Below are 15,957 nucleotides of genomic sequence, written 5' to 3' on the forward strand. Positions count from 1 at the left end.
GGTTGATCAGTGGTCGGCACAGTATTTTTGAAATAACAATCTGACCACTTCTATAAAGTTAATCTGAATAAATAAATTAGATATGGTTACACTTGCCTGAACGCAGTTTTATTGCCTATTTTTTGTTCATAATACGTATTTTTGTCAATATTTATGTAGGGCGAGCTCCGAATTTGATCATTCGCATAAAAAAGCAACTTCCTTCTTTTCCAGATAAAAGTGCAATTGGCCCCAAAAAACTGTGATCACAAGTCTGTGTTTACGGAACGATAAGCACGCCCTCGCGTTCGCTCAGTTGATGAATGAAAGCAAAAAAGGACTTCCCTATGACCGCGGGCAACACCGGCACCATGTCTTTTTCGAAAGCAAAAGCTTGTTCAGTTTGCGGAGCTCTAACGCTCTTGGGCGCGTCAGCCGCACTCGCTCAAGACGAGATCGTCATCGGTGGTAAAGCCGTACCTGTCGAGGAAGACTCTTACAAATGTGACATGACCGCTAAGGAAATCCCGGATGACCTGAGCATCAAACGGCTGGCAAACTGCGAATCCGCCGAACTCATCGATTTTGAATTGCCGGGTAAAGATCTGCGCGCCGTAAAGTTTACCATTTCACCGGATGACAAACCTATTTCATCCGGGATCCGCGCTGAGTTGCGCGACATGTACGTAGCCGAAAATGGCGAGGAAGTCTGGTACCGGATCTCCACATTAATCCCGGAAACGTTTCCCATGGAAGCAGACCACCGGCTGGTCCTGTCTCAGTGGCACGAGCGGCTGAGAGCAGGTGGCCATAGCCTGCGGCCCAACATTTCGCACCGGCTTTGGAACGGCCGATTTGTCGTGACCCTTTGGAGCGACGACGTCATCGAGCGGCTTGGCACCATCGAAGGAGACGGCCAGATCCTTTATTCGGAACCACGGATCGACCAGGGCGTCTACCACGAATATGTCTACCGTGTTGTGTGGTCGCCGGAGAATGATGGCCGAATCGACTCCTGGATGCGGCAGTGTCCACCCCTGCGGGAGACCTGTGACAGCGATTGGCAGGACATGATTCAGTATGAAGGTACAACCGGCTATTCCAACGACAAGGTAGACGGCTATTATTTCAAGTACGGGCTCTACACCGTGGGTGACTTTGACGTGCCGTTTACGGCGTTTCACAAGGATTACTGGAGCGGACCAACCGCTCAGAGCATCGGATTGTCCGATCCGATCTTCAAATGAGCCCGGCGAAAAATATGTCTTTCGGCTAACATGTTAACGCAGTCGCGAGGACTATCCTCCCGATCGCGTTGCTTAGCAGCCACGACATCTAAGCCATTTGGCGGGCATAGCGCTCCAAATGTTGGTCGGTATCGCCGAACGCTTTTTCTGCGACCATGACCCGTTTCACATAGTCGCCAAGCTCATATTCATCCGTCATGCCGATGCCGCCATGCATCTGTATCGCATTTTGACAGATCACCCGCCCACGTTCGCCAAGGTAGACCTTGGCGGCAGAGACCGCTTTCTTCCGAATGGGGGCGTCCGGGCTATCGGCGGTCATGGCGGCTTCAAACACCAACGACTTGGCATGCTCGAAATCAATCATCATTTCGGCCAACTGATGCTGAAGTGCCTGGAACTCACCGATCGGACGGCCGAACTGGGTACGAACCTTGAGATACTCTGTCGTCATGGCGATGATTTTCTCAAGCGCTCCCAAGGCTTCGGCGCACAGCGCTGCCGTCCCTAGATCTGCGATATGCTCAATGAGGTCTGCCGCCTTGTCTTTCGGACCGAGCATATCGGATGCAGCTACAGGAACATTCTCAAGCACAATGTCCGCACCGGTCCGGCCATCTGCAAACCGGTAGGGTTTCATCTCCACACCACTTGCGTCCGGCCGTACGAGGAACAAGGTGAGACCTTCCGGATCATCTGCATGTCCTGACGTTCGGGCCGACACGATCAGAATGTCAGCTGACGGAGCACCGATCACTGCTGTTTTCCGGCCGGAGAGCCGGTAGCAATCGCCGTCCGGTTCCGCACGAGTCGCAACACTTGAAAGGTCAAACCGGCTTTCCGGTTCCAAAAACCCGACCGCGGCGCGTTTGGAGCCGTCCGCAATACCGGGCAGAAAAGCGTTTTTCTGGTCTTCCGTTCCAGCCAATTGAAGGGCGCCCCCGCCCAAAACAACGCTTGCCGTGAACGGCTCGAGCGAAAGGTGACGCCCAAACTCGACGGCCGCGACCATCGTGTCGACGGCGGTACCGCCAACGCCCGCATAAGCCTCTGCGATCGGCAGGCCCAGCATTCCAAGCTCACCGAGCGCCGACCAGATCGCAGGATCATGATCCTGTTCCTCGGCAATGAGGGCTCTTCGGGCGGCCTGGCTGCAGCCATCGCTCAACAGCTTGCCGAGACTGTCGGAAATCAGGGATTGTTCTTCAGAATAATTGAAATTCATGACGCCGGTCCGCTTAACTGAGGAGTGTTTTTGAAATGATGTTTTTCTGAATTTCGGTCGAGCCGCCGTAGATCGTTGCCTTCCGGCGATCGATATAGGCCGGCATGCGCGGGATTGCATAATCCGGCCCGACTGTGTCGCCGTTCCACGCTGGATCCATCGCCGCTTGCTGCCATGGCAAGGCATGCACTCCGACCGCATCCATTTGCAATTCGGCAATGCGCTGCTGCACTTCGGTGCCCTTGACCTTCAAAACAGACGGGAAGGCCCCGTTCATACCCGTTCCACTGCCACTCAGCATCCGCATGTTGGTGAGTTCCAAGGCCCTGAGGTCGATCTCGAGCCGAGCGATCTTCGCCGCAAACAGCGGATCCTCGATCAAAGGCTTGCCGTTTTTTTTCTCTGTCCGGGCGATTTCCAGGAGCTTTTCGAACTCGGCCTTGCAGCCGCCGACGCCGGCAATCCCGGTGCGTTCATGCCCGAGCAGGAACTTGGCATAGTCCCAACCCTTGTTTTCTTCGCCGACCATGTTTTCCGCCGGGACCCGGACATTTTCCAGAAAAACCTCGTTGACCGAATGCATGCCGTCAAACGTGATGATCGGGCGGACGGTGATGCCGGGGGTTTTCATGTCGATCAGAAGGAATGAGATTCCCTGCTGCTTCTTGGCCGCGTTGGGATCAGTGCGCACCAGGCAGAACATCCAATCGGAAAAATGGGCGTATGACGTCCAGATCTTTTGTCCATTGACGATGTAATCGTGGCCGTCGCGAACCGCCGCCGTTTTCAATGAAGCCAGATCCGAGCCGGATCCGGGTTCGGAAAAACCCTGGCACCATGGGACTTTACCGCGAGCAATTCCAGGCAAGTGACGGGCTTTCTGGTCCTCGCTGCCGAATTCAATGATCACCGGGCCAACCATATTAACGCCGAACGGCAGAACGCGGGGCGCTCCGGCAAGATAGGCTTCTTCATCGAAGATATTCACCTGCACCGGTGTCCAGCCGCAGCCGCCATGTTCCTCGGGCCAGCGGGGCACCAGCCAACCCTTTTGCCCAAGGATCTGCTGCCAGCGCATGAAGTCTTCGCCATCAAGCTTTTGTCCTGCCTTGACCTTGTCACTGAGACCTTTTGGCAGCTTCGCCTCCAGGAAGGCCTTTACCTCAGTCCGGAAAACCTCGTCTTCCGGCGTATAATTGATGTCCATGCCTCACTCCCAATTTGTTTACTTGCCTCTAGGCATCGGCCGCTCCCCCAGCGGCTTTGACGCCAATGGCTCTTACCGTCCCGCGATCAGCCGTTTGGCGGTGTAGGTGATCACCGTTTCTCCATTTTGATTGACGATGTCGTTGCGCGTCGTCACCACGGCACGGTTGCCCTTGCTGGTCTGGCGGACCTCTAAAACCTCCACGATGGCGTGAATGGTGTCTCCAGCAGCGACGGGTGCCAGAACCTTCTTGTCGACTTCCAGAAGCGCCAGCCCTGTCGCCTGGATGAGGGTCTGGCACTGGATGCCCTCGATCAACGTGTAGGTCAGTGCCGCAGGTGCGACCCGCCCCCGGGCCGCGACCCCTTGCCCAAAGGTCTGGTCGGTGAACAGGACTTCGGTCATTCCGGTTACACCGACAAAGGCGATGATGTCTGCTTCCGTAATTGTGCGTGCCAGGGTCCGGTACCGGTCACCGGCAGAAAAGTCCTGCCAGTGGAATCCCGGTCCGACGAGCCGTGGAGATTGAGTCATGCGTCCAAACACTCTTTTTGGTGCGTGATCGAGGGGTAGGTCCATCCGACAACGTTTTTCATAAGTATATTTATTATTATATTGCGAACTATTTTTCTGGCAAGCGTTTATAGTGATCTAGCGGGCTCGACGCCCTTTGCAGGGTCAGTCAAAACGGAGCAAGAAGACACCGCCAGCTCTGAAGCCCAGCACCCGATTTCATGAAGTTATGAAGGAATAGCCCAACCAGGGCTAAGCGCCGGTTCCGCTCAACCGGCCCTGAAGGTTCTGCCGTGCCTTGCGCAGGGTCGTGATCAGATGCTCAATGTCGGCTTCATCGACACCTTCGAAGGTGACTTCATTCATCTGGCGCATGCTTTCGCCGATCTTCTTCCAGACTTCCTGCATCTTCGGCGTCAGCCAAACACGTTTGGCGCGGCGGTCTTTATCATCTGGCCGGCGCTCCACATAGCCTTTGGCTTCCAGCCGGTCCACGAGACCGCTGATCGTGACCGTTCCGATATCCATCCGGGATGCAAGATCCGTCTGAGTCAGACCATCATCCTTGTGAAGATGATTGAGCAGGAACACCTGCACATGGGTCAGGTCATACTCGGTTGCCAGCTGATCGAAGAGAATCCGGCGGAAACGGGCAATGTCGCTGAACAAAGTTCCGAGTTTGCGATCCAGGTCGTGCATATGTGTCCAATTTCAGGTTTACCAAAACCGATTTCATCAGCGGATTTTCTGCACCCGCTGCTTGCCATCGGTCCGGTCAAAGTCTTTATCCCTGCCTTAACGGCGCGCGATCCTTAGCAAAATATGTACATGCGAACAATCGTCAGTTGGTCGAGGGTAACCTTACGGAGCTGTTGCCAGGCATTTTGTGATTTCTGACGCAGAGAAACCAAGTTCTTCCAGAACTTCACGACTGTGCTGCCCGACCTGAAAGGGTGGCTCTGCCGTTTGGTGCGGTCCGTCCTCGTTCGCGATGAAGGGCGCGCCGAGCAAGGTGACGGGGTCTGATGTGGTGTCCAGTTTCCCCGCCTCCACAAGCAGGCCGCGATGGTCAAGCTGCGGGTCGAACAGCGCCTGACCCAGATCACGAACGGCTTGGACAGGGACGCCATGCGCCTTCAGGATTTTCAACCATTCCTCCGTCGAACGGCTTCGCAAGACGGGCCGGATCAGCTCCCGGCCTTCTTCAAGATGTTTGTGGCGGGCGAGCTCGGAGGAAAAACGCGGGTCTCCCAATAACTCCGCAAGACCGAGCGCCTTGAAAGTCCCTTCCTGCTGATCTGAGGTCAAGGTTGCAAGCAGGATCATGCCGTCCGATGTTTCGAAGGTCCCGGCAGTCGGTTGGGTCATCGGGGATTCATTGCCCATCAGCGGTGGCAGGTGCCCTCGAACCAGATAGTCCGCCCCTTGGCAGCACATCAACTGAAGGGCCGTGTCGTACATGGCAACGTCCAGAAACTGGCCTTTGCCGGTCATGGCCCGCCGGTAAAGCGCTGCCGCTATCGCATAGGCTGCCGAAACACCGGTTGTGACATCAACAAGCATGAAACCGATCCGGGTCGGCCCTGTCTCTGGGAACCCGGTCAGTGACATCATCCCAGAATCGGCTTGAATGGCAGAATCATAAGCTTTTTCCGAAGCTCTTGGACCCGTTTGACCATACCCGCTGATGGAACAATAGATGACATCCGGGTTGGCTCTTCGAACCATCTCGTAGTCGATGCCGAGTTTCTTCGCGGTTCCCGGAACGAAGTTTTCGATGACAACATCCGCGCCGGAAACCAATCGGCCTGCCGCCTCGCGTCCAATCTCCGACTTCAGATCAAGGGCAAGGCTGCGCTTTCGAAGATTGCCGGTAAGGAACGCCGGTGAGAGGCGTTGTGCCGCCATCTCAGGGCTGGCCAGCACTCCGCGCAGCTGGTCTCCCTCGCCGGGCGGTTCGACCTTGACCACATCTGCATCGAGCAACGCCAGCATTTGCGCGGCCATGGGCCCTGAAAGCGCGCGGGTGAAATCAATGACGCGCAGTCCCTTGAATGCCCGCATGTCACTTTCCCGCCGGATCGCCGGCAGGCCCTGTGGCTTTGGGAACAATAACCGCGTCCAGGGCAACGGCGCCGTCCGGCAGGACGACAAACGGATTGATGTCGATTGATTCCAACCGGTCGGCATTTTCTGCGGCAAAGACCGAGAGCCGGGACAGAGCCTGCGCCAATGCATCAATATCCGCAGGCGGTGCGCCCCGCACACCATCAAGCATCGCCCGTCCCTTGATCTCGCCGATCATGCGATGCGCTTCATCAACGCCAAACGGGGCCAGGCGGAAGGTCACGTCCTTCATCACTTCAACGAAAACCCCGCCAAGACCAAACATCACCACCGGCCCGAGTGCCGGGTCATTCGTTACACCAAGGACCGTTTCAACACCTCCTGAAACCATTTCACAGACGAGCACGCCCTCAATTGTGGCATCTGGTTGGGCTGCCCGCGCCCGGTTCAGGATAGCTTCAAAACCTTCGGCTATGGCCTTTTCGTCGTTTAGACCGATCAAGACGCCGCCAATCTCTGTTTTGTGCAAGATATCCGGCGAGGCGATTTTCAAAACCACGGGGCCGCCAATCGCGTGCCACGCATTGACTGCCTCCTCGGCACCAGCCGTCAGGAAGTCACGCGTCACCGGGATGCCGGCGCTTGCCAGAATGGCTTTTGCCCCGGCTTCTGACACCCGTTCATCCGGCACTCTGTCCGAATCCGCCGGAAGATCTGAAGGTGTATCCGGCTGGCCGCGTTCGAAGGTCTCGTGAAACTGCGCAAGGGCCGCCATTGCGCGGATCGCCATCACAGGATCCTCGTAACAGCCGATGTTGAGCGCTTCATACTCGGCAATGATTTCAGGTGTGGCGATCATGCTGAGCGCCATCGGTGTTTCAGGGTGTTTTGCTCGCAGGTCCTTGAACGTCTGAAGGCAGAAGTTCTTGAGCCCCGGCGCCTGTGGGGCACTCGCAAGATAGATTGCATAGGAATCACAGCCGCTATCACGGATCGACAGATCGATGCCCTGACCGATGACCTCCGGCTGGTTGAGGACCTGCCCGGTAATGTCGATCGGATTGCGCACACCAGCGTAGGGGATCAGCCCCAGAAGTTTTTGCTGCAAGGCCTCCGGCATCGCCGGAACTTCCAAGCCGTTTTTGACAGACTCGTCGGCCATCTGAATGCCAATGCCGCCGGAGACTGTCTGAATGGCCATCTTCCGGCCCGTCGGGAAAAGCCCTGTCTGACAAGCATAGGCGACATCGACCATTTCCTGGCAGCTGTGCGCCCGGTAAACGCCATATTGTTTGAAGAGCGCGTCGTAGATCGCATCATCACCAGCAAGACTGGCCGTGTGTGTGGCCGCAGCTTCTGCGCCCACATCCGTGTCTCCGACCTTGATCATGATCACCGGCTTCTTCGCGGCGCGGGCTAAATCAAGAGCCGCGCACATACGGTCTCGGTTCTTCACGCCTTCGGTATAGGCCATGATGGTCGAGACATCCGGATGATCCGCATAGTAAGCGATGACCTCAGCAACATCGATGTCGCATTCATTTCCAGTGGTCACCCAAAGGTCCGTCGCAACACCGCGCCGCTGTGCCATGTAGAACATGTGCGCCCCATAGGCACCGCTTTGGCTGACGATTGCCGTTTTTCCCGGAGCAAGGCGCAAGCTGGCCTGAACACTAGAGAACGTGCCGAACCAGCCGGCACTGACGCTGAACGCTCCGATACAATTCGGACCGATCAGCCGCATCCCGTTTTTCTGAGCAGCTGCCGCGATCCGTTGCTGTGCTTCTGCTCCCTCCGCTCCGAGTTCTGCAAAACCGGAGCTGAAAATGATCGTGGACTTGGTGCCCATGGCGGCGCAATCCACAACCGTCTTTTCAACGAGAGGCGCGGGCACGGCAACAATTGCGCAATCCACCGCTTCGGGCACCTCGGTAATCGATGGATGAGCCTTGAGACCCTGAACCGTTGGCCGCTTCGGGTTGACTGGATAGATCCGTCCCTTGAACCCGCCGGCTATCGTGCTGGCGACCGGCCGCCCGCCAATCCTGGTTGCATCATCCGACGCCCCGATGATTGCAACGGATTGAGGCTTTAGGAGAACATCGAGGCTGGCGTTGGTGGAAGGCAATACATCGGCCATGAAATGTTCCTTACTCAAATCCGCTGGCCGGCATCGGCCCAAAAAGTATCGCGCAGCTTGCGCTTGAAAATCTTGCCGTTGTCGTCCCGCGGCAAGCTGTCCTTTATCAGGATCTTACGGGGGATCATGTAGCTGGCAATCCGGGACCGGAGGTAATTCTGCAATTGACCGGTATCGATGGTGGTGTCCGGTTCCGGCTGAATGGCAACGGCGATGGCTTCGCCTAGATCGGGATCGGGAATTCCAAAAACCGCACAATCATGGACCCGATCATGGCCGAACATGGCGGCCTCGATCTCCGCCGGATAGATGTTGACCCCACCGGAGATGATCATGTCGCGCTTGCGGTCGGAGATGAACAGATAGCCGTCGTCATCAAGGTAGCCAATATCGCCAACGGTGAAGAGCCCGTCCCGCTCAACAGCGGCCCGGTCCTCCGGCCGGCCCTCGTAGACAAAGTCGGGAAAGGAATGCAGACGGCAATAGATTTCGCCTGGCACATTCGGCGGGCACTCCGACCCATCTTCGGCAAAGATCTTGATTGTCGCGTCCTCAACGGCGCGGCCCACCGTGCCCGGCTTTTGAAGTGCGTCTTCGCTGGAACACAACGTCACCGCACCGGTTTCGGTGCCGCCGTAATACTCAAAGATCACGGGTCCCCACCAGTCGATCATCGCGCGTTTGATATCCGGGGGGAACGGTGCGCCGGCGGCAACGATGTGCCGCAGGGAGGATTTGTCATATTGCTGGCGCACCGCAGCTGGCAGTTTCAAGAGCCGGATGAACATGGTCGGTACCATGAAGGCCGTGGTGATCTGATGCTCCTCAATGATCTGAAGGATCTTTTCCGGATCGAATCGCGGAACAAGAACAAGATCGCCGCCCACATCAATAGTCAGCATGGCAAACCGGTTTGGGGCCGAGTGATACATCGGAGCCACCATCAGGGTCCGGCAATGTTCGGAAAAAATCCTGTTGTACCCGGTGCTGACCAAGGTGGGATTGGTCAGCCTGCGCACGCCTTTGGGGTGTCCGGTGGTCCCGGAGGTGTAGATCATCGCAGCCTGCCCATGGGCGTCCGGTCCCTCCCAGACAGGTTGGTCTGCGAGCCAGTCCTCCCAGACCGGGAACCCCTCCGGCACAGCACAAGCATCTGCTGAGAGGCCATAGCTTTCAGCGATGTCGGCCGGGGTCGGCACAATGACAATCTGAAGCTGGTCAATGACATCAAGCGGAAGGTCCGGGCCGATCTGGTTCCAGAGATCCGCGTGAATAACAAAAACCTTGGCCTTGCAGTCCTTCAGAATATAGGCGGCTTCCTCAGCCGTGAAACGCCAGTTAACCGGAACAGCCGCCGCCTTCACCAGAGCTGCCGCCAGATCCATCGCTACCAGCGGGAAATCATTGCGCATCATGGTGGCAACAGTCCCACCTTCCGTAACTCCAGCTTGCAGAAAGCCGCTCGCGGCGCGGCGTGCAAGGGTGCGCACGTCATCGGTGTCCATAGACCGGGGCCCGCAAATCAATGTTTTCGGCATCTTTTGTGTCTCTTCCCGTTTATTGGCCCAGAAAATTGGGCTTGCGACTTTCACCGAAGGCACGGACGCCTTCTTCGAAATCCTGGGTGTTGAAGGCCTTGCTTTGACAGGCGGCTTCCAGACGCAGGGACTCGTCGAGGGATGCTGATTGCGCGGCTGCGATTTCGCGCTTGATCAAGCCGAGTGCGACGGTTGGTCCCGAGGCGAGGCGCTGTGCAAGGGTGGTTGCGGTATCCAAAAGGCTTTTTTCTTCCGTAACTTCGTGAACCAGGCCCCAGTCTTTTGCCGTTTCCGCGTCCATCGATCCGCCAAGCATCGCTAGCGCCGTGGTCCGAGATGCACCGATCCTGTGGGTCAGGAGCGAAGAGGCCCCGCCATCGAGGACCGCGCCGATCCTTGCAAAGGACAGATGAAATTTGGCCGACTGCGCGGCGACGACAATGTCGGACGCAAGGACGAGGGAGAACCCGGCTCCGGCAGCCGGTCCGTTGACAGCGGCAATGACCGGGACGGGAAGATCCCGCAGTGCTTGCACAACCCGGTTGATACCGCTCAGGATCTGGGTCTCGATATGCTGACGGCGCGCCAAAATCGTTTCAAGATCGAGATCGGCACCGCTGCAAAAGCCGCGGCCGGACCCCGTGATCAAAACAGCGCGCACACTCGGAGCATGCAACTCCGATAGAAGCTCCGACAAGATGCCCTCGCGCATGTCCGTTGACAGGGCGTTCAACCGGTCCGGACGGTTGAGCGTCAGGCTCAACACACCGCTGTCCCGCTTTACAAGTAAATCGCTCATTGCTCCTCCCCAGGATGCTTTTGCAGGCGGCTCCTCCTGCTGAACTGCTGTGACAAGACCCGGCTAGGTATCAGTCACCGGGCCCTGCCATCGCGATGGCGGCGCTTACGCCCCCATCTTTCCGACGATTGCCAAAGAGCAGACGTTCTGGTGCGGGAAACCGCCCAGATTATGTGTCATGCCGAAAACGGGCTCTTCCTTGCGCTGACGGTCTCCCGCACGGCCCTGAAGCTGCAGATACATTTCGTAAATCATTCGGAGACCCGACGCGCCGATCGGGTGGCCAAAGCATTTCAGACCACCATCGATTTGGCAGGGGACCTTGCCGTCGGCATCATAAAAACCGTCCATGATGTCCTTCACAGCGCCGCCTTCCGGTGAGATGAAAAGGTCTTCCATTGTCACCAGCTCGGTGATTGAAAAGCAGTCATGCACTTCAAACAGGCTGATCTGATCGCGCGGGTTGGTGATGCCGGCTTCCTTGTAGGCGCGCTCTGCGCATTTGTGCGTCGTCACGAAATGACTGCCGTCCCACGAATTGTGCTGCGCTTCCAGTCCGTTGGAGGCGGCCAACTGCAAGGCCTTCACGGTAATGAGGTCATGCTTGCCGAGGGACTTGGCGATTTCCGGTGTGGTCACGATGGCGCAGGCCGACCCGTCAGACACGCCACAGCAATCGAACAGGCTGAGCGGTTCGGCAATCATCGGTGCATTCAGCACCTTGTCTTCATCGATCCTGTTGCGCAGATGAGCCTTGGGATTGCGCGCGCCATTGTCGTGGCTTTTGACAGAGATATGCGCCATGGCCCGTTTCAGATCGCGGGCATTGATGCCGTGTTTGGCCTGATAGGCCGACGCCAGCTGGGCAAAGGATCCGGGTGCGGACACGTTCGCCCAAAAAAGATCGTTGACTGAGCCGCGGTTGCGCTGAGGCAAGCCGCCGTAGCCAGTATCCTTGAGCTTCTCGACACCGAGAGCCAGCGCGATGTCGGCCGCCCCAGCTGCAACGGCATAAACTGCGCCGCGGAAGGCCTCAGAGCCGGAGGCACAGTAGTTTTCAACGCGTGTGACCGGAATATTCGGCAAACGCAGCGCCATCGACAGCGGCACGGCGGACTTGCCAACATGTTGTTCTTCAATGGCCGTCCCGAGCCAGGCGGCGTCGATCTGGTTTTTCTCAATGCCTGCGTCGCCGAGGGCCTCGGTAAACGCTTCGATCATCAGATCTTCTGCATTGTCGCTCCAGCGCTCGCCAAACTGCGAACAGCCCATGCCGAGAATGGCGACCTTGTCTCTAATTCCAGATGCCATGTTCGTTCCTCCTTATTCGGCCGCTTCGGCGGGCGCGCTGGCCTGATCATCATTGTCTGGCGTTGCCTTCCAGAAGTACCGGCGGAAACCACGATTCCTGTCGTAGTCCTTCACCCGGAACATCAACTTCATGGGCATGCCGACGGCCAGTTCCTGGTCCGGATCAATGTCTGTGAAGTCGGCCATCAACCGGCCGCCGTCCTCGAACTGGATCATGCCGTAATAGGCGGGCGGGTCCGGAGAGAAGGTCAGCCGGTCGGCCGTGAAGGAATTCAGCCGGGCCTTTTTGTCGGCAAACGCGTGGTCTTCCTGCGTGCCGATGGCGCCACAATTCGGATTGACGCAAACATTGCTTTTGGGGAACTGCAGTGTGCCGCATTCACTGCAGCACCCTCCGATCATGCGCTGTGCCATGTCCCGGTTTCGATAGTGGGTGGACAGGCCGGTCTGTTTATCGACCTCCGCCCTTATGCCCTCTTCCATCGTGACCAGGCCGTTGACGGTGAGAAAGCGGGCGTAGTTGGTGTCCGCCCGGCGTCGGGCCAGATGGCCGGAAACAGCGGTTCTCGGTGCAAGCTTTTCGATGGCGTCCGTCACTTCGAAGATCAAAGCATCGCACCCCTGGCCAAAGCCGGTCACAAGGATTTTGTCGTCCGGTCTTGCGGTTTCCAAAGCGTGCACCAGCATAATGACGGGATGGGCGGCCCCCGCTTCCCCGCAAGTCGCTTGGAGATTGTCGGCAACGGCCTTGTCCGCAAGGCCCGCCTTCTTGGCGAGCATGCTGGCGACCCGCTTCATGGCGGCCGGGAAGCAAAACGTCGTGACATCGCTTGCCGCAGTGCCTGTTTTATCAAGCACGGCTTTGATCGCGTCAGGCACGATTTTCAAATAGCCTTCATCCCGCAGCCAGCGCTCCTCCCAGGCATAGTCATGCGTATGACCGGATCCCCGGAAATGATCGACAAAGTCGGCAGATACGGTGTGCGCCCCGATGAATTTCGCAATCACTTCGCCTTTGCCTACCAGAACCGCCGCGGCACCATCGCCATAAGTCATTTCCTGCGGGCTCGCGGCCTTGGTCTTGCGTTGTTCGGAGGCGGTAAACAGAATTGGTCCCTCGGCACCAGAGGCCGCTTGCAAGGCAACCGACAATCCGGAACTGCCCGCGCGCTGAGAGGCTGCCAGATCGAGCGTCATCAGTTGGCTTTTGAGGTTCAACGCGTCGGCAACCACCCCGGCATTCTGCCGGTCATCGAACGGAAAGCTGGTCGACGCCATAAAGACTGCAGAAATCTCAGAGCGATCGAGCCCGGTCAGGCAGTCCCTGGACGCTTCGACCGCCATGGTAATGGCGTCTTCGTCCCAATTGGCGATGGTACGCTCGCCCTTTGCCAATCCCTTCAAGCCGGGATTGTACCAGCCGTGCATCTTGCTGATCTCAGCACGTTGCAACCGGCTTTGCGGCAAGTAGCCGCCGAAGGCCAGAATTCCCAAATCCATGATGCTCCTCCTCCCGCGCTTTTCAGCGCTTATGCTTTCGGCTTCCGGTCAAACAGCTTGAACGCGCCCGATGCGGTGGCGATCAGAGTGCCGTCCGGCAGCACAATTTCTCCTTCGGCAAAAAACACGGACCGCCCCCCGCCAATCCGGCGGCCATGCGCCCGCAACAACCCTTTGCGCATTGGCGCGATGAAATTCGTGTTTAATGTCAATGTCATACAATAAAAACGCGGCTCCGGGGGCGGGCGAAAACAGCCAGCCATGCCGCATGCAAAATCGAGCGCACTCACCAAAACACCGCCATGGGTCACACCCATGACATTGGTATGGTAGCTGTCGATCTCGACCTCAACACACGCATGATTGCGCTGCCATTCGGTCAGCTCAAACCCGACAAGCTTGTTGAACTCCCCTATTGGCCCCGATGTCTCGGCAAGGGTCATGATTTCTCCCGCTCTTACAGCTCCGGCCCTCGAAACGATTCAGGATAACCGCTGTCCGAAGCATCGCCTTCTAACCGGATATTATATGTCTTGATTATTATTCGCAAGCGTATTATTAATCTGCGATACAAATTTGGCGGCATATCTACTTACGCGCCGCAATTGCCCGATTTTGAGGCCGAAATACTGAGGGATGGGAATGTCTGACAAAGCTTTGCTGGATGGAAAAGTTGCAATTGTCACCGGCGCGGGCCGCGGTGTTGGCCGCGAGATTGCTCTTTTGATGGCTCAAAAGGGTGCCTGCGTTGTCGTCAATGACCTCGGCGGAACTGGCGGTGGTGAGGGCGAGGATGCGCTCCCGGCAACCGAGGTCGTCAACGAAATCACCGCCGCTGGCGGCAAGGCCGTTGCAAACTTCGACAGCGTCACGGATTCAGCTGCAGCCCAAGGCATGGTTGATCAGGCAATCGAAAACTTCGGCAAGCTCGACATCGTGGTCAACAATGCCGGCATTGTCCGGGACGCGATCTTTCACAAGATGACGGAAGACGAGTGGGATCAGGTGATCGCCGTCCACTTGAAAGGTGCCTACAATGTGAGCCGCGCCGCCGCGACCGTGTTCCGGGAGCAGCAATCAGGCCGCATGATTCACATGACATCCACGTCCGGATTGATCGGTAACTTCGGTCAGGCCAACTATGCCGCCGCAAAACTCGGTATGGTCGGCCTGTCACGGTCCATCGCCCTCGACATGGCGCGCTACAATGTGACATCCAACGCGATCGGGCCTTTTGCCTGGAGCCGCCTGATCGGCACCATCCCGATCAAGTCCGAAGAAGAGCGTATCCGGGTTGAGCGCTTGAAGAGCATGACCCCGGCAAAGGTCGCACCGCTCGTTGCAGCTCTTGCCTCGGATGCCGCCCAGAACGTTAGCGGCCAAGTCTTTGTTTCCCGGGGCAGCGAGGTCATGCTGCTCAGCCAACCCCGGCCGATCCGGTCCATGGCGCGTCCCGACGGCTGGACGCCGGAATCCATTCTCGAACACGCATTCCCGGCTTTTTCCAGCACACTTGTGCCCCTTGAGCGCTCAGCCGACGTGTTCTGCTGGGATCCGGTCTGATGGCCATCGACTATGACAAGCTGATGGCCTGGCCCTTCGAGGAGGTTGAACAAACCTACTCAATCAAGGACAGCATCATCTATGCCCTTGGCGTCGGATATGGCCATGACCCGATCGACGAGGGGCAACTGCCCTTCGTTTTTGAGGAAGCCGATTTCAAGGCTGTGCCGACCATGGCCGTTGTGCTGGCCGGGCCAGGTTTCTGGCTGCGCAAGCCTGCGACCGGCATTGACTGGCGCAAGATACTGCATGGCGAACAAGGCATCCGCTGGCACAAGCCTCTGCCGAAATCGGCAACTGTCACAGCCCGCACTCGCATCACCCGCATTCTCGACAAGGGGGCGGACAAGGGCGCGCTGATCTATTCCGAACGTGATCTCGTTGACAAAAGCACCGGCGACAAGCTCGCCACTTTGTCGTCAACCACCTTTGCGCGCGGGGATGGCGGTTTTGGCGGGGCATCGGGCCCGCAGCCGCAACCGCACGAAGTACCTGAGCGCGCGCCCTGCGCTGTGTGCGACCTCCCCACAAGGCCGCATGCAGCGCTGCTTTACCGTTTGTCCGGCGACCCCAATCCGCTGCATGCCGACCCGAAGGTGGCCGCGGCAGCGGGGTTCAAAGTGCCGATCCTCCATGGCCTTTGTACTTTGGGGATCGCCGGACATGCGGTTCTGCGCAGCTTCTGCGAATATGACGCGACCCGGTTGAAATCCTTAAAATTGCGGTTCTCAAGTCCGGTCTATCCAGGCGAGACCATCCGGACCGAGATGTGGCGGGATGGCGACGTCATCTCTTTCCGGTCAAAGGTCCTGGAGCGCGATACGGTGGTGTTGAACAATGGATGCGTCGAGCTGGGATAAAAACGAGG

General features: G+C 57.6%; 14 protein-coding genes. 3 read left to right on the forward strand and 11 right to left on the reverse strand.

What is annotated here, in order from left to right:
- The first annotated feature begins 326 nt into the window (after nucleotides 1-326).
- On the forward strand, nucleotides 327-1,226 hold the full coding sequence (locus AC0J4F_RS04105) for a heparin lyase I family protein (RefSeq protein ID WP_473025487.1): 900 nt from the start codon (nucleotides 327-329) through the stop codon (nucleotides 1,224-1,226).
- A gap of 88 nt (nucleotides 1,227-1,314) precedes the next feature.
- Here AC0J4F_RS04105 and AC0J4F_RS04110 read toward each other — a convergent pair whose 3' ends face one another.
- From AC0J4F_RS04110 to AC0J4F_RS04160, 11 genes are all read right to left on the reverse strand, one after another.
- A complete protein-coding gene (locus tag AC0J4F_RS04110) occupies nucleotides 1,315-2,451 on the reverse strand; it encodes an acyl-CoA dehydrogenase family protein (RefSeq protein WP_473025488.1) in 1,137 nt (378 codons plus the stop codon).
- A 13-nt stretch (nucleotides 2,452-2,464) separates the two neighbouring features.
- A complete protein-coding gene (locus AC0J4F_RS04115; protein WP_473025489.1) occupies nucleotides 2,465-3,658 on the reverse strand; it encodes an acyl-CoA dehydrogenase family protein in 1,194 nt (397 codons plus the stop codon).
- A 72-nt stretch (nucleotides 3,659-3,730) separates the two neighbouring features.
- The gene (locus AC0J4F_RS04120; RefSeq protein WP_133949489.1) at nucleotides 3,731-4,192 is read right to left on the reverse strand and encodes a MaoC/PaaZ C-terminal domain-containing protein; all 462 of its coding nucleotides are present in this window, start codon (nucleotides 4,190-4,192) and stop codon (nucleotides 3,731-3,733) included.
- Between the two features lie 231 nt (nucleotides 4,193-4,423).
- On the reverse strand, nucleotides 4,424-4,870 hold the full coding sequence (locus AC0J4F_RS04125) for a MarR family winged helix-turn-helix transcriptional regulator (protein WP_133949491.1): 447 nt from the start codon (nucleotides 4,868-4,870) through the stop codon (nucleotides 4,424-4,426).
- A gap of 162 nt (nucleotides 4,871-5,032) precedes the next feature.
- On the reverse strand, nucleotides 5,033-6,235 hold the full coding sequence (locus AC0J4F_RS04130; protein ID WP_473025490.1) for a CaiB/BaiF CoA transferase family protein: 1,203 nt from the start codon (nucleotides 6,233-6,235) through the stop codon (nucleotides 5,033-5,035).
- 1 nt (nucleotide 6,236) lies between these two features.
- Nucleotides 6,237-8,378, reverse strand: coding sequence for an acetate--CoA ligase family protein (locus tag AC0J4F_RS04135; protein ID WP_133949496.1), 2,142 nt, complete (start codon nucleotides 8,376-8,378; stop codon nucleotides 6,237-6,239).
- A gap of 14 nt (nucleotides 8,379-8,392) precedes the next feature.
- The gene (locus tag AC0J4F_RS04140) at nucleotides 8,393-9,916 is read right to left on the reverse strand and encodes an AMP-binding protein (RefSeq protein WP_133949498.1); all 1,524 of its coding nucleotides are present in this window, start codon (nucleotides 9,914-9,916) and stop codon (nucleotides 8,393-8,395) included.
- 19 nt (nucleotides 9,917-9,935) lie between these two features.
- The gene (locus tag AC0J4F_RS04145) at nucleotides 9,936-10,715 is read right to left on the reverse strand and encodes an enoyl-CoA hydratase/isomerase family protein (protein WP_473025491.1); all 780 of its coding nucleotides are present in this window, start codon (nucleotides 10,713-10,715) and stop codon (nucleotides 9,936-9,938) included.
- A gap of 105 nt (nucleotides 10,716-10,820) precedes the next feature.
- The gene (locus AC0J4F_RS04150) at nucleotides 10,821-12,026 is read right to left on the reverse strand and encodes an acetyl-CoA acetyltransferase (RefSeq protein ID WP_473025492.1); all 1,206 of its coding nucleotides are present in this window, start codon (nucleotides 12,024-12,026) and stop codon (nucleotides 10,821-10,823) included.
- Nucleotides 12,027-12,038: 12 nt separating this feature from the next.
- Nucleotides 12,039-13,526 (reverse strand): hydroxymethylglutaryl-CoA synthase family protein, encoded by a 1,488-nt coding sequence (locus AC0J4F_RS04155; RefSeq protein WP_473025493.1) that lies wholly within the window; start codon nucleotides 13,524-13,526, stop codon nucleotides 12,039-12,041.
- A gap of 29 nt (nucleotides 13,527-13,555) precedes the next feature.
- Nucleotides 13,556-13,969 carry a PaaI family thioesterase gene (locus tag AC0J4F_RS04160; RefSeq protein ID WP_473025494.1) on the reverse strand — a complete coding sequence of 138 codons (414 nt, stop codon included), beginning with the start codon at nucleotides 13,967-13,969 and terminating at the stop codon, nucleotides 13,556-13,558.
- A gap of 199 nt (nucleotides 13,970-14,168) precedes the next feature.
- Here AC0J4F_RS04160 and AC0J4F_RS04165 point away from each other — a divergent pair, with 199 nt between their 5' ends.
- The gene (locus AC0J4F_RS04165; protein ID WP_209002369.1) at nucleotides 14,169-15,089 is read left to right on the forward strand and encodes an SDR family NAD(P)-dependent oxidoreductase; all 921 of its coding nucleotides are present in this window, start codon (nucleotides 14,169-14,171) and stop codon (nucleotides 15,087-15,089) included.
- Entirely contained in the window at nucleotides 15,089-15,949 is an 861-nt protein-coding gene (locus tag AC0J4F_RS04170; RefSeq protein WP_473025496.1) for a MaoC/PaaZ C-terminal domain-containing protein, read from the forward strand. Before AC0J4F_RS04165 ends, AC0J4F_RS04170 begins: the two co-directional genes overlap by 1 nt.
- Nucleotides 15,950-15,957 lie beyond the last annotated feature (8 nt).

The organism is Roseibium sp. R5, assembly GCF_055755305.1.

Coding starts and splice junctions, on each gene's coding strand:
- AC0J4F_RS04105 (WP_473025487.1), top strand. CDS start 327: ATGACCGCGGGCAACACCGGCACCATGTCTTTTTCGAAAGCAAAAGCT.
- AC0J4F_RS04160 (WP_473025494.1), bottom strand. CDS start 13,969: ATGACCCTTGCCGAGACATCGGGGCCAATAGGGGAGTTCAACAAGCTT.
- AC0J4F_RS04150 (WP_473025492.1), bottom strand. CDS start 12,026: ATGGCATCTGGAATTAGAGACAAGGTCGCCATTCTCGGCATGGGCTGT.
- AC0J4F_RS04115 (WP_473025489.1), bottom strand. CDS start 3,658: ATGGACATCAATTATACGCCGGAAGACGAGGTTTTCCGGACTGAGGTA.
- AC0J4F_RS04120 (WP_133949489.1), bottom strand. CDS start 4,192: ATGACTCAATCTCCACGGCTCGTCGGACCGGGATTCCACTGGCAGGAC.
- AC0J4F_RS04145 (WP_473025491.1), bottom strand. CDS start 10,715: ATGAGCGATTTACTTGTAAAGCGGGACAGCGGTGTGTTGAGCCTGACG.
- AC0J4F_RS04125 (WP_133949491.1), bottom strand. CDS start 4,870: ATGCACGACCTGGATCGCAAACTCGGAACTTTGTTCAGCGACATTGCC.
- AC0J4F_RS04165 (WP_209002369.1), top strand. CDS start 14,169: ATGTCTGACAAAGCTTTGCTGGATGGAAAAGTTGCAATTGTCACCGGC.
- AC0J4F_RS04110 (WP_473025488.1), bottom strand. CDS start 2,451: ATGAATTTCAATTATTCTGAAGAACAATCCCTGATTTCCGACAGTCTC.
- AC0J4F_RS04155 (WP_473025493.1), bottom strand. CDS start 13,526: ATGGATTTGGGAATTCTGGCCTTCGGCGGCTACTTGCCGCAAAGCCGG.
- AC0J4F_RS04135 (WP_133949496.1), bottom strand. CDS start 8,378: ATGGCCGATGTATTGCCTTCCACCAACGCCAGCCTCGATGTTCTCCTA.
- AC0J4F_RS04140 (WP_133949498.1), bottom strand. CDS start 9,916: ATGCCGAAAACATTGATTTGCGGGCCCCGGTCTATGGACACCGATGAC.
- AC0J4F_RS04130 (WP_473025490.1), bottom strand. CDS start 6,235: ATGCGGGCATTCAAGGGACTGCGCGTCATTGATTTCACCCGCGCGCTT.
- AC0J4F_RS04170 (WP_473025496.1), top strand. CDS start 15,089: ATGGCCATCGACTATGACAAGCTGATGGCCTGGCCCTTCGAGGAGGTT.